20 protein-coding genes and 1 pseudogene are annotated in these 23,109 nt (G+C 60.0%); 14 read left to right on the top strand and 7 right to left on the bottom strand.

The window, feature by feature from the left end; translation table 11 throughout:
• The first annotated feature begins 26 nt into the window (after window positions 1-26).
• Window positions 27-452, top strand: coding sequence for a DUF4399 domain-containing protein (locus HU727_RS09420; RefSeq protein WP_186530764.1), 426 nt, complete (start codon window positions 27-29; stop codon window positions 450-452).
• A gap of 50 nt (window positions 453-502) precedes the next feature.
• On the opposite strand, the gene serA is transcribed toward HU727_RS09420, so the two are convergent.
• Window positions 503-1,732: a phosphoglycerate dehydrogenase gene (gene serA / locus HU727_RS09415; RefSeq protein ID WP_186530762.1), complete on the bottom strand. Its 1,230-nt coding sequence runs from the start codon at window positions 1,730-1,732 to the stop codon at window positions 503-505.
• Between the two features lie 204 nt (window positions 1,733-1,936).
• On the opposite strand from serA, the gene HU727_RS09410 reads away from it, so the two are divergent.
• From HU727_RS09410 to HU727_RS09395, 4 genes are all read left to right on the top strand, one after another.
• Window positions 1,937-3,331 carry a D-2-hydroxyglutarate dehydrogenase gene (locus HU727_RS09410; protein ID WP_186530760.1) on the top strand — a complete coding sequence of 465 codons (1,395 nt, stop codon included), beginning with the start codon at window positions 1,937-1,939 and terminating at the stop codon, window positions 3,329-3,331.
• Between the two features lie 41 nt (window positions 3,332-3,372).
• Complete coding sequence (locus HU727_RS09405) at window positions 3,373-4,038, top strand: fumarylacetoacetate hydrolase family protein (RefSeq protein ID WP_186530759.1); 666 nt, start codon at window positions 3,373-3,375, stop codon at window positions 4,036-4,038.
• Between the two features lie 265 nt (window positions 4,039-4,303).
• Window positions 4,304-5,227, top strand: a complete 924-nt coding sequence (locus HU727_RS09400; RefSeq protein ID WP_186530757.1) for an SdiA-regulated domain-containing protein — start codon at window positions 4,304-4,306, stop codon at window positions 5,225-5,227.
• Window positions 5,228-5,332: 105 nt separating this feature from the next.
• Window positions 5,333-6,250, top strand: coding sequence for an SdiA-regulated domain-containing protein (locus HU727_RS09395; protein ID WP_186530755.1), 918 nt, complete (start codon window positions 5,333-5,335; stop codon window positions 6,248-6,250).
• 144 nt (window positions 6,251-6,394) lie between these two features.
• On the opposite strand, the gene rpiA is transcribed toward HU727_RS09395, so the two are convergent.
• Window positions 6,395-7,069, bottom strand: a complete 675-nt coding sequence (gene rpiA, locus HU727_RS09390) for a ribose-5-phosphate isomerase RpiA (protein WP_186530752.1) — start codon at window positions 7,067-7,069, stop codon at window positions 6,395-6,397.
• Between the two features lie 291 nt (window positions 7,070-7,360).
• On the opposite strand from rpiA, the gene ilvA reads away from it, so the two are divergent.
• Both ilvA and HU727_RS09380 read left to right on the top strand, forming a co-directional pair.
• Entirely contained in the window at window positions 7,361-8,875 is a 1,515-nt protein-coding gene (ilvA, locus tag HU727_RS09385) for a threonine ammonia-lyase, biosynthetic (protein WP_186530750.1), read from the top strand.
• A gap of 41 nt (window positions 8,876-8,916) precedes the next feature.
• Window positions 8,917-9,330 (top strand): DUF2269 family protein, encoded by a 414-nt coding sequence (locus HU727_RS09380; RefSeq protein WP_186530748.1) that lies wholly within the window; start codon window positions 8,917-8,919, stop codon window positions 9,328-9,330.
• Between the two features lie 106 nt (window positions 9,331-9,436).
• On the opposite strand, the gene HU727_RS09375 is transcribed toward HU727_RS09380, so the two are convergent.
• Window positions 9,437-10,093 (bottom strand): histidinol-phosphatase, encoded by a 657-nt coding sequence (locus HU727_RS09375; RefSeq protein ID WP_186530746.1) that lies wholly within the window; start codon window positions 10,091-10,093, stop codon window positions 9,437-9,439.
• Between the two features lie 143 nt (window positions 10,094-10,236).
• Between HU727_RS09375 and HU727_RS09370 the strand changes: the two genes are divergently transcribed.
• Together HU727_RS09370 and ptsP are read left to right on the top strand one after the other, a co-directional pair.
• Window positions 10,237-10,716, top strand: coding sequence for an RNA pyrophosphohydrolase (locus HU727_RS09370; RefSeq protein ID WP_003229203.1), 480 nt, complete (start codon window positions 10,237-10,239; stop codon window positions 10,714-10,716).
• Window positions 10,717-10,738: 22 nt separating this feature from the next.
• Window positions 10,739-13,018 carry a phosphoenolpyruvate--protein phosphotransferase gene (ptsP, locus tag HU727_RS09365; protein ID WP_186530744.1) on the top strand — a complete coding sequence of 760 codons (2,280 nt, stop codon included), beginning with the start codon at window positions 10,739-10,741 and terminating at the stop codon, window positions 13,016-13,018.
• Window positions 13,019-13,212: 194 nt separating this feature from the next.
• On the opposite strand, the gene HU727_RS09360 is transcribed toward ptsP, so the two are convergent.
• Complete coding sequence (locus tag HU727_RS09360) at window positions 13,213-13,959, bottom strand: NRDE family protein (RefSeq protein WP_186530742.1); 747 nt, start codon at window positions 13,957-13,959, stop codon at window positions 13,213-13,215.
• Window positions 13,960-14,089: 130 nt separating this feature from the next.
• Between HU727_RS09360 and HU727_RS09355 the strand changes: the two genes are divergently transcribed.
• From HU727_RS09355 to HU727_RS09345, 3 genes are all read left to right on the top strand, one after another.
• On the top strand, window positions 14,090-14,872 hold the full coding sequence (locus HU727_RS09355) for a sulfite exporter TauE/SafE family protein (protein WP_186530740.1): 783 nt from the start codon (window positions 14,090-14,092) through the stop codon (window positions 14,870-14,872).
• Window positions 14,873-14,951: 79 nt separating this feature from the next.
• The gene (gene lgt, locus HU727_RS09350) at window positions 14,952-15,767 is read left to right on the top strand and encodes a prolipoprotein diacylglyceryl transferase (protein ID WP_101161410.1); all 816 of its coding nucleotides are present in this window, start codon (window positions 14,952-14,954) and stop codon (window positions 15,765-15,767) included.
• A 50-nt stretch (window positions 15,768-15,817) separates the two neighbouring features.
• Window positions 15,818-16,789 (top strand): thymidylate synthase, encoded by a 972-nt coding sequence (locus tag HU727_RS09345; RefSeq protein ID WP_186530738.1) that lies wholly within the window; start codon window positions 15,818-15,820, stop codon window positions 16,787-16,789.
• A gap of 61 nt (window positions 16,790-16,850) precedes the next feature.
• Here HU727_RS09345 and cadR read toward each other — a convergent pair whose 3' ends face one another.
• A complete protein-coding gene (gene cadR, locus HU727_RS09340; RefSeq protein ID WP_186530736.1) occupies window positions 16,851-17,300 on the bottom strand; it encodes a Cd(II)/Pb(II)-responsive transcriptional regulator in 450 nt (149 codons plus the stop codon).
• A gap of 84 nt (window positions 17,301-17,384) precedes the next feature.
• Here cadR and HU727_RS09335 point away from each other — a divergent pair, with 84 nt between their 5' ends.
• Window positions 17,385-19,688, top strand: a complete 2,304-nt coding sequence (locus HU727_RS09335; RefSeq protein ID WP_186530734.1) for a heavy metal translocating P-type ATPase — start codon at window positions 17,385-17,387, stop codon at window positions 19,686-19,688.
• 15 nt (window positions 19,689-19,703) lie between these two features.
• Window positions 19,704-20,567, top strand: coding sequence for a LysR family transcriptional regulator (locus HU727_RS09330; protein ID WP_186530732.1), 864 nt, complete (start codon window positions 19,704-19,706; stop codon window positions 20,565-20,567).
• A gap of 123 nt (window positions 20,568-20,690) precedes the next feature.
• Here HU727_RS09330 and HU727_RS09325 read toward each other — a convergent pair whose 3' ends face one another.
• Window positions 20,691-22,871: a lipase family protein gene (locus HU727_RS09325; protein ID WP_186530730.1), complete on the bottom strand. Its 2,181-nt coding sequence runs from the start codon at window positions 22,869-22,871 to the stop codon at window positions 20,691-20,693.
• A 13-nt stretch (window positions 22,872-22,884) separates the two neighbouring features.
• Window positions 22,885-23,109, bottom strand: a pseudogene (locus HU727_RS09320) (hypothetical protein); the annotation flags it as partial.

The following is a 23,109-nucleotide window of genomic DNA, read 5'->3' as shown; positions in this document are numbered from 1 at the left end:
ATTTTACGGAAAAACTGGAGAAGAAAATGAAAAGCTTTATGTCACGTGCAGCGTTGGCCGGTGTGCTGATGGGTGTTTCGGTGCTGGCCAGTGCGGCGACGCCGGCGCCGAAGGATGCTGAAGTGTTCATCGTTTCTCCCGAGGACGGGGCGACGGTCTCCCAGGAGTTCAAGGTCAAGTTCGGCGTCAAGAACATCGCGCTGGCCCCGGCGGGCGACGTCACCAAGAACACCGGCCATCATCATTTGCTGATCGATGTCGACGACCTGCCAAAGGAAGGCGCACCGATTCCGACCGACGCCCACCACATGCATTTCGGCAAGGCGCAGACTGAAGCGACGATCAAACTGGCACCGGGCAAACATACCCTGCAGCTGATTCTCGGCGACAGCGGCCACATGCCGTTCGACCCGTCCATCGTTTCCGAAAAAATCACGGTCAATGTGAAATAAAAAAAGGGAGCCCTTCGGGGCTCCCTTTTTTATTCTGCTTCAAGCTGCTCTTAGAACAACACCCGGCTACGGATGGTGCCGTTGACGTGTTGCAGCTTCTCCTGGGCCAGCTCTGAGTATTCGGCGTCGACGTCGATTACTACGTAGCCAACCTTCTCGTTGGTCTGCAGGAACTGACCGGAGATGTTGATGCCGTTTTCGGCGAAGACCTTGTTGATCTCCATCATCACACCCGGAATGTTCTCGTGGATGTGCAGCAGGCGGTGCTTGCCAGGGTGAGCCGGCAGGGCCACTTCCGGGAAGTTCACCGACGAAACGGACGTACCGTTGTCGCTGTACTTGACCAGTTTTTCCGCCACTTCCAGACCGATGTTGGCTTGCGCTTCAGCGGTGGAACCGCCGATGTGCGGGGTCAGGATCACGTTGTCGAGGCCACGCAGCGGGCTTTCGAACTCTTCGTCGTTGGAGCGTGGTTCTACCGGGAACACGTCGATGGCTGCGCCGATCAGGTGCTTGTCCTTGATCGCCTCCGCCAAGGCGTCCAGTTCGACCACGGTGCCGCGAGCAGCGTTGATCAGGATGCCGCCCTTCTTGATGGCGCGGATTTCCTTCTCGCCGATCATCCACTGGGTCGCTGCGGTTTCCGGGACGTGCAGGGTGACGATGTCGGACATGCCCAGCAACTCGTGCAGATTGTTGACCTGCGTCGCGTTGCCCAGCGGCAGCTTGGTCACGGTGTCATAGAAGAACACCTGCATGCCCAGACCTTCAGCCAGAACCGACAGCTGCGTACCGATCGAGCCGTAACCGACGATGCCCAGTTTCTTGCCACGGATCTCGAACGAGTTGGCCGCGCTCTTGATCCAGCCGCCACGGTGGCAGGAAGCGTTTTTCTCGGGGATACCGCGCAGCAGCAGGATCGCTTCGGCCAGCACCAGCTCGGCAACGGAGCGGGTGTTGGAATACGGCGCGTTGAACACGGCGATACCGCGCTCACGGGCAGCGCCCAGGTCCACCTGGTTGGTGCCGATGCAGAAACAGCCGACCGCTACCAGTTTCTTCGCGTGATCGAAGATCTCTTCGGTCAGTTGTGTGCGCGAGCGAATGCCGATGAAGTGAGCGTCAGCGATCTTTTCCTTGAGCTGGGCTTCCGGCAAGGAACCCGTCAGGTATTCGATGCTGGTGTAGCCCGCCGCCTTTAGGACGTCGACAGCCGATTGGTGGACGCCTTCGAGAAGAAGGAACTTGATCTTGCTCTTATCGAGAGAAGTCTTGCTCATCTGCGTAAACCTGTATCCCGGAGAAAATTGGCAGGAAATAGCCAGCAGACGCTGACCCGGACGACAAGAATGCCGTCACCGCGGATCTGGCCTTGGGCACTGTCCTGCGGGGTCGGTATGCTAGCATAGCCACCCCGCTAAACACTCATACCTGCGACGTGAAGCGTTCTCAGGATGACCATGAATTGTTCGAGAGTTCTGTCGATGACCAATCCTGCGCTGATTGATGAACTGAAGACCCTGGTCGAGCCTGGCAAGGTCCTGACCGATGCCGACTCCCTGAATGCGTACGGCAAGGATTGGACCAAACACTTCGCCCCGGCGCCGAGCGCCATCGTGTTTCCCAAGACCATCGAACAGGTGCAGGCGATCGTCCGCTGGGCCAATGAACGCAAGGTTGCGCTGGTGCCGTCGGGCGGCCGCACCGGGCTTTCAGCCGCTGCGGTGGCTGCCAATGGCGAAGTGGTCGTGTCGTTCGACTACATGAACCAGATTCTGGACGTGAACCTCACCGATCGCACCGCTGTGTGCCAGCCGGGCGTGGTCACCGAGCACCTGCAGAACGTCGCCGAAGAAAACGGCCTGTACTATCCGGTGGATTTCGCCTCGGCGGGTTCCAGCCAGATTGGCGGCAATATCGGCACCAATGCCGGCGGGATCAAGGTGATTCGCTACGGCATGACCCGCAACTGGGTTGCCGGGATGAAAGTCGTCACCGGCAAGGGCGACGTGCTGGAACTGAACAAAGACCTGATCAAGAACGCCACGGGATACGACCTGCGCCAGCTGTTTATTGGCGCCGAGGGCACACTCGGATTCGTCGTCGAAGCGACCATGCGTCTGGACCGCGCGCCGAAAAACCTCACCGCCATGGTCCTCGGCACCGCCGATTTCGATTCGATCATGCCGGTGCTGCACGCGTTCCAGGGCAAGCTCGACCTGACGGCTTTCGAGTTTTTCTCCGACAAGGCTCTGGCCAAGGTCCTGGGTCGCGGCGACGTGCCAGCGCCGTTCGAAACCGAATGCCCGTTCTACGCCCTGCTGGAATTCGAGGCGACCACTGAAGAAGTGGCCAACAGCGCGCTGGAAACCTTCGAGCACTGCGTCGAACAGGGCTGGGTGCTGGACGGCGTGATGAGCCAGAGCGAAACCCAGCTGCAGAACCTGTGGAAGTTGCGCGAATACATTTCCGAAACCATCTCGCACTGGACGCCTTACAAGAACGACATCTCGGTAACAGTGTCGAAAGTGCCTGCGTTTCTACAGGAAATCGACGCCATCGTTGGCGAACATTATCCGGATTTCGAGATTGTCTGGTTCGGCCACATCGGCGACGGCAACCTTCACCTGAATATTCTCAAACCGGAAAACCTGAGCAAGGACGAGTTCTTCGCCAAGTGCGCCACCGTCAACAAGTGGGTGTTCGAGACTGTCGAGAAGTACAACGGATCGATCTCCGCCGAGCACGGCGTGGGCATGACCAAGCGCGATTACCTGACCTACAGCCGTTCGCCGGTCGAGATCGAATACATGAAAGCGGTCAAGGCCGTGTTCGACCCGAACGGCATCATGAACCCAGGCAAGATTTTCGCGGTTTGATTGGTAATCTCTGTTGAATCAATGAAGGCAGGAGTCGGTAAATGAGCTATCAGCACCAGTACGTCGACGGCACGCGCATTCACTTCCCGATAGGGAAAGTCGTGTGCATCGGCCGCAATTACGCCGAACACGCGAAGGAGCTGGACAACCCGGTGCCTACCGAGCCGTTGCTGTTCATCAAGCCAGGCAGTTGCGTGGTGCCGCTGGAAGGCGGTTTCACGATTCCGACCGAGCGTGGCTCGGTGCATTACGAGGCGGAAATCGCCGTGTTGATCGGCAAGCCATTGTCGACCAAGCCGAGCCGCGAAGAAGTGCTCGACGCCATCTCCGGCTTCGCCCCGGCGCTGGATCTGACCCTGCGCGACAAACAGGCCGAACTCAAAGCCAAAGGCCTGCCGTGGGAAATCGCCAAGTCGTTCGACGGCGCGGCAGTGATTGCTCCGTTTGTGGTCGGCAGCACGTTTGCCGACCTCACCGACATCGGCATTCGCCTGACCATCAATGGCGAAGTGCGCCAGGACGGCAACAGCAGCGCGATGCTCAACCCGATCGTGCCGATGATCCAGCACATGGCCGGCTGCTTCTCGCTGCAGGCCGGTGACGTGATCCTCACCGGCACGCCAGTGGGCGTCGGCCCGTTGAATGTCGGCGATGAGATTGTTCTTGAATTGCCAGGCGCTCGCAGCTTTACCAGCAGCGTGCGCTAAACCGATCACTGCGAGCCCTGTGGGGGCGAGCCTGCTCGCGAAGGCGAAACGTCAGTCGACGATGATGTTGTCTGACTCGACGCATTCGCGAGCAGGCTCGCTACCACAAGGGGTTTTAGGTTGTTCCGGAAATAGTTGATACATGGCAATCCCGCCATTTCCCGTTTTTTTCACATCCCCTCTGGATAATTCCCCTGATTCTGGCGTCTGAGCCGGCCTGTTTGTGCTATTACCCTTAGCCTGAATTTTCGGAACGCGTCCCTTGATGTCATCTCAAACTCAGCAAAAATCTGCCCCTCGCTCCCGTTTCGCCCTGCGCTGGTACGTCTGGCTATTGCTGGTCGTGGCCGCAGCCTACGGGCTGGCGTTTGCCATGCACTGGGATGATCGCGGCGTGCTTTGGGTGCTGGAACGTTTCGAGAGCAAGGCCGAGCGTAAAGAGAGCGTCTGGCTGCCTGACTATCAGGTGGTGATCGATGCCAAGCCGTTGCCGGGCATGGAAAAGGACGAGGCTTCGGATCTGGCCTACAACCCGCAGACCAAAACCCTGTTCGCGGTGATGGGCAAGAACCCCTTCCTCGCCGAGCTGACGCTGCAAGGGGATGTGCTGCGCAAGATGCCGCTGGTGGGCTGGAGCAACCCGGAAGGCTTGACGGTGATGGAGAACGGCCTGTTGGCGATTATCGATGAGCGTCAACATACGTTGTCGATCGTCAAGGTCGATGCCGGTACGCGCGAGCTGAACATTGCCGATTTCCCGAAATACGACCTCGGGCCCTCGAAAGACCAGAACAAAGCCTTCGAAGCCCTCACCTGGGATCCGCGCAATCAGCAGCTAGTGCTGGGTGAAGAGCGACCTGCGGCGCTGTTCACCTGGAAAAGCGATGGCAGCCAGACTCTGACCGGCGACAAGCAAAAGCTGGCGAGCGATGAGCTGGATATTCGCAACCTTTCGGCGCTGGCGGTGGACCCCCGTACCGGCCACCTGCTGGTGTTGTCAGCCGACTCGCACCTGTTGCTGGAACTGGACGAGGCCGGCGATCAGGTCAGCTTCATGACGTTGCTCGGCAATTTCAATGGTTTGAAAGACACCATCCCCCGCGCCGAAGGCGTGACCATGGACGAGGACGGTACGCTGTACATCGTCAGCGAGCCAAACCTGTTCTATCGCTTCGAAAAACACCGGTAATGCATCCTGCAAGGGTCGGCTTGTGGTCTGAGGCAAGTGGCCATTAAGCTTCAATTCAGACGGGCGTGATATTTCATCGGCCTGTTTTGAATCGAGCCCGCCCGAATGCGTCGACTTGCCCGTCCCAAGCCTCTGTTTGTCATCCTCTCGGTGATTGCCCTCATCACGCTGATCGTGATCGGGCAATACATGCGCCTTTTCGAACGCGCCTGGTTCAATCTGCACCTGCTCTGGCAACCGCTGAGCAGCGAATCTATTGGCCTGGACCACTATCGAGTCGAGATCGAAGCGCGGGTAATCGAAGGCCTCGACGATGACGTCTCGGCGCTGACCTACGATCCGGTGCGCAAAAGCCTGTTCACCGTCACCAACAAGAATTCCGAACTGATCGAGCTGTCGCTGGAGGGCAAGATCCTGCGGCGTATTGCGTTGGTCGGTTTTGGCGATCCGGAGGCGGTGGAGTACATCAGCGCCGACACTTACGTGATCACCGACGAGCGCCAGCAACGGCTCATCAAGATTCACCTCGACGCCGACACCACGTTCCTCGACGCTGAAGATGCCGAGCAAATGACCTTGGGCGTGCACATGGCCAGCAACAAGGGCTTTGAGGGGCTGGCTTACGATTCGGTGGGCAAACGCCTGTTCGTGGCGAAAGAGCGCGACCCGATGCTGATTTACGAAGTCCACGGCTTTCCGCACTTCAATCCGGAAAAATCCTACGCGGTGCATGTGATCAACAACCCCAAGCGTGACGCGGGGATGTTCGTGCGCGATCTGTCGAGCCTGCAATACGACGAGCGCAGCGGGCATTTGCTGGCGCTTTCGGATGAGTCGCGGCTGATTATCGAGCTGGATGTGAACGGGCGTCCGTTGAGCACCATGTCCATCAGCGGCGGCCGCCAGGGTTTGCAGAAAACCGTGCCGCAGGCGGAAGGTATCGCAATGGATGATGACGGGACGTTGTACCTGGTCAGCGAGCCGAACCTGTTCTATGTCTTCAAAAAGCCCACACAAAACTAACCAACACCACAAAACACTGTGGGAGCGAGCTTGCTCGCGAATACGGTTGATCAGTCACTGGATATGTTGACTGACCCGACGCTTTCGCGAGCAAGCTCGCTCCCACAGGTTTATTGGTCTGCCCATGAATTCGGGCAGTCCGGCTTACTCAGCCTTCAGGGTTTTCACCCCTTCACTCGTGCCCAGCAACAGCAGGTCTGCCGGGCGCGCCGCGAACAGGCCGTTGGTGACGACACCGACAATTGCATTGATTTGCGCTTCCAGCTCAACCGGGTTGGTGATCTGCAGATTGAACACGTCGAGGATGATGTTGCCGTTGTCGGTCAGCACGCCTTCACGATAAACCGGGTCGCCGCCCAGCTTCACCAGCTGACGGGCAACGTGGCTGCGGGCCATCGGAATCACTTCCACCGGCAGCGGGAATTCGCCCAGCACCGGGACCAGTTTGCTGGCGTCGGCGATGCAAATGAAGGTCTTGGCCACGGCCGCGACAATCTTCTCGCGGGTCAGCGCAGCACCGCCGCCCTTGATCAGGTTCAGATGTGCGTCGCTTTCATCGGCGCCGTCGACGTAGAACTCCAGATCGCTGACGGTGTTCAGTTCGTACACCGGGATGCCATGACCCTTGAGGCGCGCGGCGGTGGCTTCGGAACTGGCGACCGCGCCATCGAACGCGCCCTTGTGCTGGGCGAGTGCATCGATGAAGCAGTTGGTGGTGGAGCCGGTGCCGACCCCGACGATGCTCTTGTCGTCGAGTTTCGGAAGGATGAAGTCGACTGCGGCCTGAGCCACTGCCTGTTTGAGTTGATCCTGGGTCATGTGGGCTCCGAAGCGGGCAAGGGGTTGGGCAGAAAGGCCGGCATTATAGGCCCCACCGTGGTGCAGGAGGAAACACCTGTGGCGAGGGAGCTTGCTCCCGCTCGGCTGCGCAGCAGACGCAAAAACTGGTGCAAGCGATCTGCCAGAGCGAATGCACGGGGACCGCTTCGCGCTCCAGCGGGAGCAAGCTCCCTCGCCACAGGGCTAAAACCTCTGTATTCGTGTGGTCGTGTGCCCAAAAGCCGGGTTAGACTCCTCGGTCCCGCCCAACCCGCTCAGTGATGCTTTCCGATGCTCGAACAGTACGTCAAAAAGATCCTCACCTCGCGCGTTTATGACGTTGCCGTAGAAACCCCGCTGCAGAACGCCCGCCAGCTCTCCGAGCGGCTGGGCAATGACATCTGGCTCAAGCGCGAAGACTTGCAGCCCGTGTTCTCGTTCAAGATTCGCGGCGCCTACAACAAGCTGACTCAACTGAGCGAAGAAGAACGCGCCCGTGGCGTGGTCACCGCGTCGGCGGGCAATCACGCGCAAGGTCTGGCCCTGGCGGCGAAAGTGCTCGGCGTGAAAGCCACCATCGTCATGCCCAAGACCACCCCGGAAATCAAGGTCGAAGGCGTGCGCTCGCGGGGCGGCAAAGTCGTGCTGCACGGCGATACGTTCCCGGAGGCGCTGGCCTATTCGCTGAAACTGGTCGATGAAAAAGGCTACGTCTACATCCACCCATACGACGATCCGCACACCATCGCCGGGCAGGGCACCGTGGCGATGGAAATTCTGCGTCAGCACCCGCAGCCACTGGACGCGATTTTCGTCCCGGTCGGCGGTGGCGGGCTGATCGCCGGTATCGCTGCGTATGTGAAATACCTGCGTCCCGACATCAAGGTCATCGGCGTCGAGCCGGACGACTCCAACTGTCTGCAAGCCGCGATGGCGGCGGGCGAGCGTGTGGTGCTGCCGACCGTGGGCATCTTTGCCGACGGCGTCGCGGTGGCGCAGATCGGCCAGTACACCTTCGAAATCTGCAAGGATTACGTCGATGAAGTGATCACCGTCAGCACTGACGAGATCTGCGCGGCGATCAAGGATATCTACGACGACACCCGCTCGATCACCGAACCTGCCGGCGCGCTGGGCGTGGCCGGTATCAAGAAGTATGTCGAGCAGCGCGGCGTCAGCGGCCAGACGTTCGTGGCCATCGATTCCGGCGCCAACGTCAACTTCGACCGCTTGCGCCACGTCGCCGAGCGCGCCGAGCTGGGTGAAGGCCGCGAAGCGATCATCGCCGTCACCATCCCCGAGAAGGCCGGCAGCTTCAAGGCGTTCTGCGAGGCCGTCGGCAAGCGCCAGATCACCGAATTCAACTACCGCTACAACACCGGCAGCGAAGCGCATATTTTTGTGGGCGTGCAGACCCACCCGGAAAATGACCCGCGCAGTGCATTGCTGGCGAGCCTGACCGAGCAGGGTTTTCCGGTGGTCGACCTGACTGACAACGAACTGGCCAAGCTGCACATCCGCCACATGGTCGGCGGGCACGCGGCGCATGTCATCGATGAAGTGGTGTTGCGCTTCGAGTTCCCGGAGCGTCCGGGCGCGCTGTTCAACTTCCTCAACAAACTCGGCGGACGCTGGAATATCTCGATGTTCCACTACCGCAACCACGGCGCGGCGGATGGCCGGGTGGTCGCGGGCTTGCAGGTGCCCCATGACGAACGGCATCTGGTGCCGGCGGCGCTTGCAGAAATCGGTTACCCGTACTGGGATGAAAGCGACAACCCGGCCTATCAGCTGTTTCTCGGCTGAACGGCTACGCTGATGGGCATGGACCTACGGATGAGAAATACATGGAAACCCTGACAACCCTGAAAGTCCTTCACGTCGCGGCGACCGTGGTCATACTCGCGAGCGGGCTGGGGCTCGCCTTACTGACCTGGCGTAATCGCAGCGAAGGGGCGGCCAGTACGATGCAGCGTCCCTGGCTGTTTGTCTGGTGTCTGATGCTGATTGGCATGTTCAGCATGCCTTTCACCGGCTGGTGGTTGGCGCACCTGGTTGGCTGGCCATTGGGCCAATTCTGGATTCTGGGGTCCGGCGTGATCTATGCGGTGGCCACGTTCAGTGCCGTCTGGCTGCTTGTTCGGCTTAATCGGCTATGGACAAGTGGAGTGGGCAACCTGAAATTCAATCTGGCGCTGGCGATTGTCAGCGGCGTCGGATTTCTCGCTATTGCGGCGTTGATGGGGGCCAAGCCTGTTTAAGGCCTGGTACCGAGTCGACCCCATTCGCGAGCAGGCTCGCTCCCACAGGGGGATTGGTGACTTACACAGATCCAATGTGGGAGCGAGCCTGCTCGCGAAGGCATAATCAGCCGCGCAACGAAATCACTGGCCAGCCACGCTTCTCGGCCTCGGCGCGCAGATTCGGATCCGGATCGACAGCGACGGGATTCGCCACCTGCTCCAGCAACGGCAAATCATTCATCGAATCGCTGTAGAAATAGCTGTCTTCCAACGAATACCCGGTCTCTTCAAGCCAGCGATTCAGTCGCGTCACCTTGCCCTCACGAAAGCACGGGATGTCGGTGCTGCGCCCGCTGTAGCGGCCGTCGATCATTTCGCATTCGGTGGCGATCAGCGTTTCAACGCCCAGGCGCACGGCAATCGGCGCGGTGACGAAGCGGTTGGTCGCGGTAATGATCACCAGTTTGTCGCCGGCGTCGCGGTGCTTTTTCAACAGATCGAGCGCCTTGGGCAGCACGATCGGTTCGATGCAGTCGCGCATGTAGTCGCTGTGCCAGGCATCAAGCACGGCCATCTCGGTGCGGCCCAGGATTTCCAGGCAGAAGTTCAAGTACGCAGCGTTATCCAGCTTGCCGGCCAGGTAATCCTGATAGAACTCGTCGTTGCGCGCCTTGTAGGCGATCGGGTCGAGGAAGCCGCGCTCGCACAGATAATCGCCCCAGGCGTGATCGCTGTCGCCGCCCAGAAGGGTGTTGTCCAAATCGAATAGAGCCAGGCGCATTGCAGTTACCCGCTGAAAAGTCAGTAAAAAGGCGACAAGAATACGGTCTTTTCACAAGAGTGCACATAAGGTAGGAACCTTCGTTGCCGCCTTATCAAGCTTTGTGGAACAATGCGGCGACATGCGTTTGCGAGGTTGTTGCCGTGATCGACCCCGATGGTTTCCGCCCCAATGTCGGGATCATTCTGACGAATGACGCCGGCCAGGTGCTATGGGCTCGCCGTATCAATCAAGATGCCTGGCAGTTTCCGCAAGGGGGAATCAACCCTGAAGAGACGCCGGAAGACGCCTTGTACCGCGAGCTGAACGAAGAAGTTGGCCTTGAACGTGAAGATGTTGAAATACTGGCCTGTACCCGAGGCTGGTTGCGCTATCGTTTGCCGCAACGTCTGGTGCGTACCCACAGCCAGCCGCTGTGCATCGGCCAGAAACAGAAATGGTTTCTCCTGCGCCTGATCTCCAACGAGCAGCGGGTGCGGATGGATTTGACCGGTAAACCGGAATTCGATGGCTGGCGCTGGGTCAGCTATTGGTATCCGTTGGGCCAGGTGGTGACATTCAAGCGCGAGGTGTATCGACGCGCCCTCAAAGAGCTTGCCCCGCGCCTTTTAGCGCGCGACTGACGACGGAGTTCGACCCCGAGCCATGCTCAATACGCTGCGCAAGATCGTCCAGGAAGTTAACTCCGCCAAGGATCTCAAGGCGGCGTTGGGGATTATTGTGTTGCGCGTCAAAGAGGCCATGGGCAGCCAGGTCTGCTCGGTCTACCTGCTTGATCCCGAGACCAATCGCTTCGTCCTGATGGCCACCGAGGGCTTGAACAAGCGCTCGATCGGCAAGGTCAGCATGGCACCCAACGAAGGCCTGGTCGGTCTGGTCGGCACGCGTGAAGAACCCCTGAACCTCGAAAACGCAGCGGATCACCCGCGCTACCGCTACTTCGCCGAAACCGGTGAAGAGCGCTACGCCTCGTTCCTCGGTGCGCCGATCATCCACCACCGCCGCGTCGTCGGCGTGTTGGTCATCCAGCAAAAAGAACGCCGCCAGTTCGACGAAGGTGAAGAAGCCTTCCTCGTGACCATGAGCGCGCAGCTCGCCGGCGTTATCGCCCACGCCGAGGCTACCGGCTCGATCCGCGGTCTGGGCCGTCAGGGCAAGGGCATCCAGGAAGCCAAGTTTGTTGGCGTGCCGGGCTCGCCGGGCGCTGCGGTCGGTACGGCGGTGGTCATGCTGCCGCCGGCCGATCTGGACGTGGTACCGGACAAGACCATCTCTGACATCAACGCCGAGCTGGCGCTGTTCAAGACCGCTATCGAAGGCGTACGCGCCGACATGCGTGCCTTGTCGGCGAAACTGGCGACGCAGTTACGCCCTGAAGAGCGCGCGCTGTTCGACGTCTACCTGATGATGCTCGACGACGCCTCGCTGGGCAGCGAAATCACCACGGTGATCAAGACCGGCCAGTGGGCCCAGGGCGCACTGCGCCAGGTGGTCACCGAGCACGTCAACCGTTTCGAACTGATGGACGACGCCTACCTGCGTGAGCGCGCCTCGGACGTCAAAGACCTTGGCCGCCGCCTCCTCGCCTACTTGCAGGAAGAACGTCAGCAAAACCTCGTCTACCCGGAAAAAACCATTCTGGTCAGCGAAGAGCTGACTCCGGCCATGCTCGGCGAAGTGCCGGAAGGCACGCTGGTCGGTCTGGTTTCGGTACTGGGCTCGGGCAACTCCCACGTCGCGATTCTCGCTCGGGCCATGGGCATTCCGACGGTGATGGGCCTGGTCGACCTGCCGTACGCCAAGGTCGATGGCATCGAGATGATCGTCGATGGCACGCGTGGCGAGGTTTACACCAACCCCAGCGAAGTGCTGCGCAAGCAATTCGCCGAAGTGGTGGAAGAAGAGAAACAACTGGCGCTGGGCCTCGATACCCTGCGCGACCTGCCGTGCATAACCCTCGACGGCCACCGCATGCCGTTGTGGGTCAACACCGGCCTGCTGGCGGACGTGGCGCGGGCGCAGAAGCGCGGCGCCGAAGGTGTCGGCCTGTACCGCACCGAAGTGCCGTTCATGATCAACCAGCGCTTCCCGAGCGAAAAGGAACAACTGGCGATCTACCGCGAACAGCTAGCCGCGTTCCATCCGCAACCGGTGACCATGCGCAGCCTCGACATTGGCGGTGACAAATCGCTGTCGTACTTCCCGATCAAGGAAGACAACCCGTTCCTCGGCTGGCGCGGCATCCGCGTGACCCTCGATCACCCGGAAATCTTCCTCGTGCAGACCCGCGCAATGCTCAAGGCCAGCGAGGGCCTGAACAATCTGCGGATTCTGCTGCCAATGATCTCCGGCACTCACGAACTCGAAGAGGCGCTGCACCTGATCCACCGGGCCTGGGGCGAAGTGCGCGACGAAGGCACCGACGTGCCGATGCCGCCGATCGGGGTGATGATCGAAATTCCCGCTGCCGTTTACCAGACCAAGGAACTGGCGCGGATGGTGGACTTTCTGTCGGTCGGCTCAAACGACCTGACCCAGTACTTGCTGGCGGTCGACCGCAACAACCCGCGCGTCGCCGACCTCTATGACTACCTGCACCCGGCCGTGCTGCAAGCCTTGCAAACGGTCGTCACCGACGCTCATGCCGAAGGCAAACCGGTGAGCATCTGCGGTGAGATGGCCGGTGATCCGGCAGCGGCCGTGCTGTTGATGGCGATGGGTTTTGACAGCCTGTCGATGAACGCCACCAACTTGCCGAAGGTGAAGTGGATGTTGCGTCAGGTGAACTTGAGCAAGGCTCAGGAGTTGCTGGCGGAGTTGATGAAGATCGACAACCCGCAAGTTATCCACAGCTCGCTGCAGTTGGCGCTGAAGAATCTTGGCTTGGCGAAGATGAATTCGCCGACGGTGACCAAGGCTCTCTAAAGATCAAAAGCCCCTCACCCTAGCCCTCTCCCAGAGGGAGAGGGGACTGATTGGGGGATGCTGCAGAACTCCGTCGACCTGTAAGTGCTTTGCTGAATCCATAATCGACTCGATCTTTCAGGTCGATGTATACCGCAAGACACCTCGGTCGGCCCCCTCTCCCTCCGGGAGAGGGCTGGGGTGAGGGGCTGCTGTTAGACACAAACCTCAACTTCCCCGAGATGCCCGCCATACGGCCCAAAACTGCGCTCTACCATCCGCCGCGTGCCGTCCGCCTGCACGATCAACGCTGTACTCGCTCGTGTGCCATAACTCTGGCTGGCGATAAACACACTCGACAGCAGCGATTCAGTCGCAAGGCCCACCCCGGTATCCGGCAGCTCCGCCTGCGGCGCAATCTGCGCATCGGCCAGCAAAGCCAACAAGCGCTCTGGTTGCGGATCATCCAGCACCGCGCTCAACGCAGCCTTGGCTTTGAGCAGTTTCGGCCACGGTGTATCCAGGCCCGCATTCGATAATCCATAAACCCCAGGTTGCAGCATCACCGGCTCCGAGGCCCGCGCATTGAAATGCCAGAGTTCATGGGCATTGCCGAGCAGCAGATTGAAGCCGGCGTATTCCGGCGCACGGCCGACCACATCGCTCAGATAATCGTCAATCGACAGATCAGCCGTGAGAAACCGCGCCACCAGCTCTCCTCGCGACTTGCTTGCCGGCGGCTGCAGCGGATCGCGGATATTGGTCAGCGCGGCAAAGCGTCCGTTGGCGCCGATCCCCAGCCAGGTGCCCCCGGCTTCCAGATCCCGCCCGGCATGAACGTGCGGCGCCTCTGGCCATTGGGCCAACGGCAGGCTGGGCCGGGCATAGAACTCGTCGCGGTTGGCCGCGACGATCAGCGGCTGGGCATGGCCCGGGCGCCAGGCGAAAACAATCAGGCACATAAGGTGGTCCTTGTGTGTTTTTTGCTCACTCTACGCATCCGGCGTCCGTGCATCCATCGCCAGTGGAGCAGAAGGCTGCGCATCCGTTACCATGCCGCTCCTGTTTCGGGGACGTGTTCGGGAGACAGTCATGGAATTTCTGCTCTATCTGGCGCTGGGCGCCTGTGCGGGCGTGCTCGCCGGGCTGTTTGGTGTCGGCGGCGGAATCATCATCGTCCCGGTGCTGGTGTTCAGTTTTACCCTGCAGGGTTTCGATCAGTCGATTCTCACGCACCTGGCGGTCGGGACGTCGCTGGCGACGATCATTTTTACTTCGATCAATGCCGTGCGTGAGCACCACCGTATCGGCGCGGTGCGCTGGCCGATTTTCAGGTGGATGACCGTCGGAATCCTGCTCGGCGCCGGTTTCGGTGCGCTCACGGCCGAAGCGATCTCCGGGCCGAACCTGCAAAAAATCATTGGTGTGTTCGCCCTGGTGATTGCCGTGCAACTGGCGCTGGATGTCAAACCCAGGGCCAGCCGAACGGTGCCGGGTAAACTCGGTCTGACCGTGGCCGGCAGCGTGATCGGCTGGGCTTCGGCGATTTTCGGTATTGGCGGCGGCTCGCTGACTGTGCCGTTCCTGACTTGGCGTAGCGTGCCGATGCAGCAAGCCGTGGCGACGTCGTCGGCCTGCGGTTTGCCGATCGCGCTGGCCAGTGCAGCAAGTTTCATGATTCTGGGGTGGCACGATCCGTTGTTGCCGGCCCATAGTCTCGGTTTTGTTTATCTGCCGGCATTGTTGGGCATCGCCCTGACCAGCATGGTGTTCGCCCGTCTCGGCGCGCGTCTGGCGCACAGGTTGTCGCCGCGCTTGCTGAAAAGGCTGTTCGCCGCTTTGCTGTTTTGCGTGGGTTTGAGCTTTTTGCTTTAACCGTGTGGCAATCCTGGCTTAATCCTGAGGTGGCAGCGTCGCCCGGGAATTTCGCTTTCAACTCTAACGAGGAGTCGCAATGCTGCCTTACCCGCAGATCGACCCGGTGGCCCTGGCCATCGGTCCGCTGAAAATCCACTGGTACGGTCTGATGTACCTGATCGGCATCGGCGGCGCGTGGCTGTTGGCGTCGCGCCGGCTCAACCGCTTTGACCCGACCTGGACAAAGGAGAAACTCTCCGACCTGGTGTTCTGGTTATCGATGGGCGTGATCGTCGGCGGACGTCTGGGTTACGTGCTGTTCTACGATCTGAGCGCGTACCTGGCCAACCCGACGCTGATTTTTGAAGTGTGGAAGGGCGGCATGTCATTCCACGGCGGCTTCATCGGCGTGATGCTCGCGGCCTTGTGGTTCGGCAAGCGCAATGGCAAGTCGTTCTTCCAGCTGATGGACTTCGTGGCGCCGATGGTGCCGATCGGTCTGGGCGCCGGGCGCATTGGCAACTTCATCAACGCCGAGCTGTGGGGCAAGGCCACCGACGTGCCGTGGGCGATGGTCTTTCCGCCGTTCAGCGATCCAGCCCAACTGCCTCGTCACCCTTCGCAGCTTTATCAGTTCGCGCTCGAAGGCGTGGCGCTGTTCCTGATCTTGTGGATTTTCTCGCGCAAACCGCGTCCGACCATGGCGGTCTCCGGCATGTTCGCGCTGTTCTACGGCATCTTCCGATTCATCGTCGAATTCGTTCGCGTTCCGGATGCGCAACTGGGCTATCTGGCCTGGAACTGGCTGACCATGGGCCAGGTGCTCTGCGTACCGATGATCGTCGGCGGGCTGTTCCTGATCTGGCTGGCCTATCGTCGCGCACCGGCGGCACCGCTCGCTCCGACCGCGTAAACTACGGACCCCGGCGCGCGACGCCGGGGCTCCAAGGACACAGGTAACTCATGAAGCAATATCTCGAACTGGTCTCGCACGTCATTCAGAACGGCACCAAACAGGCCAACCGCACCGGCATCAACACCATCAGTTTTCCGGGGGCGATGCTGCGTTTCGATCTGCAGGAAGGTTTCCCGGCGATCACCACGCGCAAGATGGCCTTCAAGTCCGCCATCGGCGAGATGTGCGGGTTTCTGCGTGGCGTGAACAACGCCGCGCAATTCCGTGCGCTGGGCTGCAAGGTCTGGGACCAGAACGCCAACGAAAACGCGCAGTGGCTGGCCAACCCATTCCGCCAGGGCGACGACGACCTTGGCGAAATCTACGGCGTGCAATGGCGCAAATGGCCGGCGTACAAGCAGATCCCGCTGAGCAACACTGCCGCCATCGAACAAACCTTGAGCAACGGCTACAAGCAGATCGCTCAGGGCGAAGAAGACGGCCAGGCCTACGTTGTGTTGTACAAGGCGATCGATCAGGTGCGCCAGTGCGTCGACACGATCATCAAGGATCCTGGCAGCCGCCGCATCCTGTTCCACGGCTGGAACTGCGCGCAGCTCGATGAAATGGCCCTGCCGCCGTGCCATCTGCTTTACCAGTTCCACCCGAATGTCGAGACCAAGGAAATTTCGCTGACCCTGTACATTCGCTCCAACGACCTGGGTCTCGGTACGCCGTTCAACCTCACCGAAGGCGCCGCGCTGCTGAGCCTGATTGGTCGCCTGACCGGCTACACGCCGCGCTGGTTCACCTATTTCATCGGTGATGCCCACGTCTACGAAAACCATCTGGACATGCTCAACGAACAGCTCAAGCGCGAGCCGTTTGCCATGCCGACACTGAAAATCTCGGATCGTGTGCCGGAGTTTGCCAAGACTGGCGTGTATCAGCCGGAGTGGCTGGAGTTGGTGGAGCCGAGCGATTTCTCGCTGGAAGGCTACGAGCACCATGCGCCAATGACTGCGCCGATGGCGGTCTGACAGGCTGTACATATACTCGACTGATCGTTCCCACGCAGAGCATGGGAACGAGCGTCAACCGTTAGTGCGCGTGGCTACGCCCTACATGGGAATGCTCAACCTCCGTCGCAACAACCCCGCCACTCACTTCCAGTCGCTGCAGAATCCCGCACTGATCCACCCCCGGCCCTTCGCCACAGCGTTGGCGCAGGTCGAGCAGTTGTGTCTGCAAGGCCAACAACCCATCAATCCGCGCCTTCACATGCTGGATGTGTTCATCAATCAGTGCGTTGACGCTTTCGCATTGGTCCTGCGGGCTGTCGCGCAGGGCGAGCAGGCTGCGGATTTCTTCGAGGGTCATGTCGAGGGTGCGGCAGTTGCGGATGAAAGTCAGGCGTTCGGCGTGGGCCTGGGTGTACACGCGGTAGTTGCCGTCGCTGCGGGCCGGTTCCGGCAACAGGTTTTCGCGCTCGTAGTAGCGGATGGTTTCGACGGCGCAATCGGTGAGTCTGGCCAGTTCTCCAATCTTCATCGCAGCGTTCTCCAAAAGGGTGCTTGACCCTATAGTGGCTACAGGGTCTTTACTTGGCAACAGGCACCTTCATGGACGCAACCGATGAGCGATTCCCTGCACACCCACAAAACCGGCGACGGCTTTGATCCCAGCCATAAATTGCAGCCTGTGCAAAAACATTCGCATGGCGGCGACGCTTGCTGCGGATCGAAAGCGCCTGCGCCGGTTCAGCCACGCGAAGACACCTGCTGTTCATCCAGGGCCGCTGCGCCTGCGCGGGTTCAACTCAGTGAAAAGACCAGCGCCGATGCGCGGGTGAGCAGCTTTCGCATCGAAGCAATGGATTGCCCGACCGAACAGACGCTGATACAGAACAAACTCGGCAAACTCGCCGGGGTGCAGCAGTTGGAATTCAACCTGATCAACCGCGTGCTCGGCGTGACCCACAATCTGCCGCACACCGCGCCCATCACCGAAGCCATCAAGTCGCTGGGCATGCACGCCGAGCCCATGGAAGCAGGCGCTGAAACGCCCGCTCCGCCGCCGTTGAAAAAACACTGGTGGCCGCTGGCGCTGTCTGGCGTAACGGCGTTGGCAGCCGAAGTCATTCACTTCACCAGCGCCGCGCCGGACTGGGTGGTGGCGCTCGTTGCGCTGGTCTCAATCCTCAGCGGCGGTCTCGGCACCTACAAAAAGGGCTGGATCGCCCTGAAGAACCGTAATCTCAACATCAATGCGCTGATGAGCATCGCCGTCACGGGCGCAATCCTGATTGGCCAGTGGCCGGAAGCGGCGATGGTGATGTTCCTGTTCACCGTGGCCGAGTTGATTGAAGCGCGTTCGCTGGATCGTGCGCGCAACGCCATCAGCGGTCTGATGCAAATGACGCCGGAGCAAGCGACGGTGTTGCAGGCTGACGGTGCGTGGCTTGAGCAAGCGGTGAAAAACGTCGAACTGGGCGCCCGCGTGCGGGTCAAGCCGGGCGAGCGTATCGCGCTGGATGGCGAAGTGGTCAGCGGCAGTTCTACCATCGATCAGGCACCGATCACCGGCGAGAGCCTGCCGATCGAGAAAACCATTGGCGACAAAGTCTTCGCCGGTACCATTAACCAGGCCGGTTCGCTGGAGTACACGGTCACCGCCGCCGCAAATAACTCGACCCTGGCGCGAATCATTCATGCGGTCGAACAGGCCCAGGGCGCCCGCGCTCCGACCCAGCGGTTCGTTGACCAGTTCTCGAAAATCTACACCCCGGCCGTGTTCGTCTTCGCCCTGGCCGTGGCGGTGATTCCGCCGCTGTTCATGGGCGCGGCGTGGTTCGACTGGATCTACCGCGCGCTGGTTTTGCTGGTGGTTGCCTGCCCATGCGCTCTGGTGATTTCCACCCCGGTGACCATCGTCAGCGGCCTCGCGGCGGCGGCGCGCAAAGGCATTCTGGTCAAGGGCGGCGTGTACCTGGAGGGCGGTTTCAAGCTTGATTATCTGGCGCTGGATAAAACCGGCACGATCACCCACGGCAAACCGGTGCAGACCGATTACCTGTCGCTGGATCCGACGGCCGATGCCACGGCGCCGGCCATCGCAGCCGCGCTGGCTGGGCGCTCCGATCATCCGGTGTCGCTGGCCATCGCCAACGCCGCTGTGGATAAACACTTCGCCGCGCTGATTGTGGATAACTTCGCCGCGCTGGGCGGGCGTGGCGTCAAAGGCGATATCGACGGCAAGACCTACCACTTGGGCAACCATCGTCTGGTCGAAGAACTGGGCCTGTGCTCGCCGCAACTGGAAGAAAAGCTGTTTGCGCTGGAAAAACAGGGCAAGTCCGTAGTGCTGCTGCTCGACCAGTCCGGCCCGCTGGCGCTGTTTGCCGTGGCCGATACGGTCAAGGAAACCAGCCGCGAGGCGATCCGTCAGTTGCATGAACTTGGGGTAAAGACCCTGATGCTCACCGGTGACAACGCCCACACCGCCCGAGCGATTGCCGAACAGGTCGGCATCGACGAGGCCCGTGGCGACTTGCTGCCGACCGATAAGCTGCAAGCCATCGAAGACCTTTATGCACAGGGCCATCGAGTCGGCATGGTGGGCGACGGCATCAACGATGCGCCGGCACTGGCCCGCGCCGAGATCGGTTTTGCGATGGCTGCGGCCGGTACCGACACCGCCATAGAAACCGCCGATGTCGCCCTGATGGACGACGATCTGCGCAAGATCCCGGCCTTCATCAGCCTGTCGCGCAACACGGCAAGCATCCTGAAACAGAACATTGCGTTGGCGCTGGTGATCAAGGCTATCTTTCTTGGGGTAACCTTCGCCGGGCTCGCCACCATGTGGATGGCGGTGTTCGCCGACATGGGCGTGAGCCTGCTGGTAGTGTTCAACGGTTTACGCCTGCTGCGTAAATAGACGTGAGGGAAGGTTGTGCTGAGTGCCGAGCTGAAGGCGTTTTACATGGTGGCCCGGCTGGGCAGCATCACGCTGGCGGCGAAAAAGCTTGGCCTCAGCCAACCGACCGTGACCACGCAGATCCGCAATCTGGAAAGCCAGTATTCAGTGGAGCTGTTTTACCGGGGCGGCCGCCGACTGAGTGTCAGCGACGAGGGCGCGCGGTTGCTACCGATGGTCAAAGCGCTGCTGCAGCAGGAGGCCGACATCGAGTTCTTCCTGCGCAACAGCGGTCAGGTGCAGGGCACGTTACGCATTGCCGCGACGGCGCCGTATTACATCCTCGATCTGGTGAAGACCTTCCGCGAGCGTCTGCCACAGGTGGAAGTGTCGGTGGAAATCGGTAATTCGCAGCAAGTGATTGAGGCGCTTGAGGAGTACCGGGTCGATGTCGCAGCGTCTTCGCAATTGCTTGATGACGCGCGGCTGATTCGCCGGGTGCTCGGCACCGATCCGCTGGTGCTGGCGGTGCACCGCAATCATCCGCTGGCCGCGCAGCAGCATGTGAGGTTGAGTGCGTTGGCTGGACATACCTTGTTGATGCGCGAAGCGGGCTCGACGACGCGCAAGCTGACCGAGGAATTGCTGAGCAGCGCCGGGGTGAGTTTCGGGCCGCTGCTGGAGATCGGCAGCCGCGAGTCGATTCGCGAGGCGGTGCTGCGCAATATCGGCATCAGCATCATCGCCCGCCAGGAAGTGCCGCACGATCCGCTGCTGCGCGTGCTGACCATCGAGAATGCGCCGCAGATTCCCGAATACCTGTATTGCCTCAAGGAGCGCAAGAATGCGCGGTTGCCGGCGGCGTTCCTCGGCCTGGCCCAAGAGATGTCCCCCGCCTGAAGGTCAAAAGATCGTCCGAACGCGGCCCGAGCCTTCGGACGATCTCTTGATGTCGAAAGCAGTCACGCGTTGCGTGCGCGCTACCCCGCGACATTCGCAAAGGGAGACGATGCTGGATTGGTTTCAGATGTACGAATCGATATCCAGCTTATGGGGCGCGCCCACGGTATGGCCGTAAATCGAAGCCAGCAGTCCGTTGTCACTTTTGCTGGTCGGCGCCATGGCCAACTGCTCAACGACCTGGTTTTCGGCATGGGCAAGCCAGCGCGACAGGCTTGCAGATAACTGTTCAGGCTGAGTCGAGAGCGATCCGTAGACCTGCTGTTCGGTGGTGCGCTCGCACTGCAATTTGCGCAGTCGCTTGATTGTCACTTGTATTCGATCGATCTCAAGATTCAGCGCCACGTTGATTTTTTCATCATGGCGAACGTAAGCATCGGGGCGTGTTTGTCCACGCTTGTACCGCAACTGCGCTGTGATGCTCAGCAGCGCTGTTTCTACCCACTTGAACTCCCCCTCTGTCACGATCGGGCGCTTCATCGTTTGCGCTTCCTGCCAGCGCTTCAGCGTCGCCCAGCACGCCGGGATGTAGCTGCCGACCATCGAGTGGCTGCCGGCACTGAACAGCTGAGCCAGCAACGAAGGTCGATCCGGCAGGCCGTTTTGTAGCTGGATGGCCACCGAGCAGGCGGCATGCTGGGCCACGGTGTCACAACCGGGCTTCCAGAGGATCATGGACTTTTCATTGCGATCAAATTGCACCTGCATCGCGTGGTACAGCGTGCCGTGATGTTCATAAGGTTCGCCGGTCCAGTTGGTGATACCGGCGACGAATACCGACAGGCCGACGGGCACGTTGACGAAGGTCAGCACAGCGCCCGTGCCGAAAACACTCGTCTTGGTGTTCATCCAGGTGCCGGGTACGCTCGGCACCGGATCGTTATGGGCGACCATGCGGTGATGCACCAGATCTTTTGCGCCGAGGGTGAAATTTGCGTCACCGGCGCGGGGGGCGCCGTAGGTGTAGAGCTGGATGTTGTAGCCTTCCGGTCTGCGACGCAGCATTTCCGAGAGCAGCAACGCCACTGCGCCCCCGAGGCTGTGGCCGCAGATCAGTAGTTTTTGTCCGGCATAGAACCTGTCGAGGTATCGCGCGACGAACACAGCTGCCTTCTGTGCGGCCTCATAAAAGCCTCGGTGAACCTTGCTGTCGGTGTCTTCGAACGGCACTTGAAAGGCATCGGCGTCACGCAAGCCATCCGCGATGAGTTCATAGGTGCCACGCACTGATATCAGGATCAGCTCGTCGTGGTGGGTAATAAAGGCTTGGGTATCGGTAGACTGTTTGCCTGAGATCCTGTCGTCGAAGAAATGGATGTTGGCGGGGTGTTCCTGATCTACACCCAGTTGCGGATCGTTTGCCGAATAGAGAGTCGGGTCGAAAGGCACGACCTCCAGTCGCCGGGAATACGGCACATCTTCAAACAAGGGGTAATACGCTTTTTCCTGCGTTGCATCGACTTTCCCAAGCTCTTCGAATTTGGCCAGTGCATCCCCGAACCAGTTACCCACGGTGGGTTTCACAGGGAAGCTCACGGTCTTTGTTTCGACGGGGTGTTTTTTCGGCTCCTGACCAAAGGGGCAATAGCTCAGAGTGGCCATAAGCGCCAGTTGATAGAGGTTGAGCGCGCAGAACGCCGGGTCGGTTGACAGCATGGGCCGCAACGCCCGCATCGGACGCACCTCCAGCACCGTGTGTTGCAGCGGCATGAGGACAACACCGCGTTCATAATGCTTGCCCATGATTTTCGCCGGCCCGGACCCGGTCGGGTAAAGGCTGTAAACCTGCGGTGGTAAATGCGAAACATGCTGGACCAGATGGCGTACTTCCACTTGAAAGAATTCATCGGCGCAGGTTCGTGCGGGGTTTTCTTTGGTGCGAGTGGAGTTGTGGTTCACATAGCGGGTTTGTTCGGCGCGTACTTGAAGTTCCGTGATTTCGAGGGGGTAGTGACGTCTGTTGACCGCACGCACATACGCCATATCTTCGCCTTGATATTTTTTTTCGAGAGTGAGCGCAATCGGGCCTGCAAAGTGATCAGCAATCTTGCCAGAGCCTGTGGCGTCCAAGTTGCCATCGTAATTCTTTCCCTCGGAATCAATTACAACGTAGGCCAGTCCTGCATAGGGTTCACCAGAACCAAACTCATCGACCAGTTGAAAGCTGCTCCATCGACCCTGTGCCGGACATGCCAATACACGGCTACTGAGCGGCGATTCCAGTTCTTTTTCCATTGATGTCATGTCGAAAACCTCCCTATTCGGTGCAGCCGGGGTAGATGGTGCATTGCTTACCGCCAGGCATTTGAAAGCCGCTGAAGTCTTTGTAATTGCCAAAGCAATAAGCGTCTTGATCCTCAAAGTTTTTGCCCATACAACGCTTCCAGCCGTTCTGCACCCTGACCCACGTATCCTTGAAGGCCGGCACTTCCTCGCTGGCCAATTTGATGTGCATCCTCACCTTCTTACCCGCTAGTTGGTC

It is taken from the genome of Pseudomonas khorasanensis (assembly GCF_014268505.2).
Lineage (GTDB): Bacteria > Pseudomonadota > Gammaproteobacteria > Pseudomonadales > Pseudomonadaceae > Aquipseudomonas > Aquipseudomonas khorasanensis.
This window is presented reverse-complemented; position numbering and strand designations above follow the sequence as displayed.

Coding starts and splice junctions, on each gene's coding strand:
- lgt (WP_101161410.1), top strand. CDS start 14,952: ATGCTGCCTTACCCGCAGATCGACCCGGTGGCCCTGGCCATCGGTCCG.
- HU727_RS09405 (WP_186530759.1), top strand. CDS start 3,373: ATGAGCTATCAGCACCAGTACGTCGACGGCACGCGCATTCACTTCCCG.
- HU727_RS09355 (WP_186530740.1), top strand. CDS start 14,090: ATGGAATTTCTGCTCTATCTGGCGCTGGGCGCCTGTGCGGGCGTGCTC.
- ilvA (WP_186530750.1), top strand. CDS start 7,361: ATGCTCGAACAGTACGTCAAAAAGATCCTCACCTCGCGCGTTTATGAC.
- cadR (WP_186530736.1), bottom strand. CDS start 17,300: ATGAAGATTGGAGAACTGGCCAGACTCACCGATTGCGCCGTCGAAACC.
- HU727_RS09360 (WP_186530742.1), bottom strand. CDS start 13,959: ATGTGCCTGATTGTTTTCGCCTGGCGCCCGGGCCATGCCCAGCCGCTG.
- HU727_RS09375 (WP_186530746.1), bottom strand. CDS start 10,093: ATGCGCCTGGCTCTATTCGATTTGGACAACACCCTTCTGGGCGGCGAC.
- HU727_RS09400 (WP_186530757.1), top strand. CDS start 4,304: ATGTCATCTCAAACTCAGCAAAAATCTGCCCCTCGCTCCCGTTTCGCC.
- HU727_RS09380 (WP_186530748.1), top strand. CDS start 8,917: ATGGAAACCCTGACAACCCTGAAAGTCCTTCACGTCGCGGCGACCGTG.
- HU727_RS09420 (WP_186530764.1), top strand. CDS start 27: ATGAAAAGCTTTATGTCACGTGCAGCGTTGGCCGGTGTGCTGATGGGT.
- HU727_RS09345 (WP_186530738.1), top strand. CDS start 15,818: ATGAAGCAATATCTCGAACTGGTCTCGCACGTCATTCAGAACGGCACC.
- HU727_RS09335 (WP_186530734.1), top strand. CDS start 17,385: ATGAGCGATTCCCTGCACACCCACAAAACCGGCGACGGCTTTGATCCC.
- HU727_RS09325 (WP_186530730.1), bottom strand. CDS start 22,871: ATGACATCAATGGAAAAAGAACTGGAATCGCCGCTCAGTAGCCGTGTA.
- ptsP (WP_186530744.1), top strand. CDS start 10,739: ATGCTCAATACGCTGCGCAAGATCGTCCAGGAAGTTAACTCCGCCAAG.
- HU727_RS09395 (WP_186530755.1), top strand. CDS start 5,333: ATGCGTCGACTTGCCCGTCCCAAGCCTCTGTTTGTCATCCTCTCGGTG.
- serA (WP_186530762.1), bottom strand. CDS start 1,732: ATGAGCAAGACTTCTCTCGATAAGAGCAAGATCAAGTTCCTTCTTCTC.
- HU727_RS09410 (WP_186530760.1), top strand. CDS start 1,937: ATGACCAATCCTGCGCTGATTGATGAACTGAAGACCCTGGTCGAGCCT.
- rpiA (WP_186530752.1), bottom strand. CDS start 7,069: ATGACCCAGGATCAACTCAAACAGGCAGTGGCTCAGGCCGCAGTCGAC.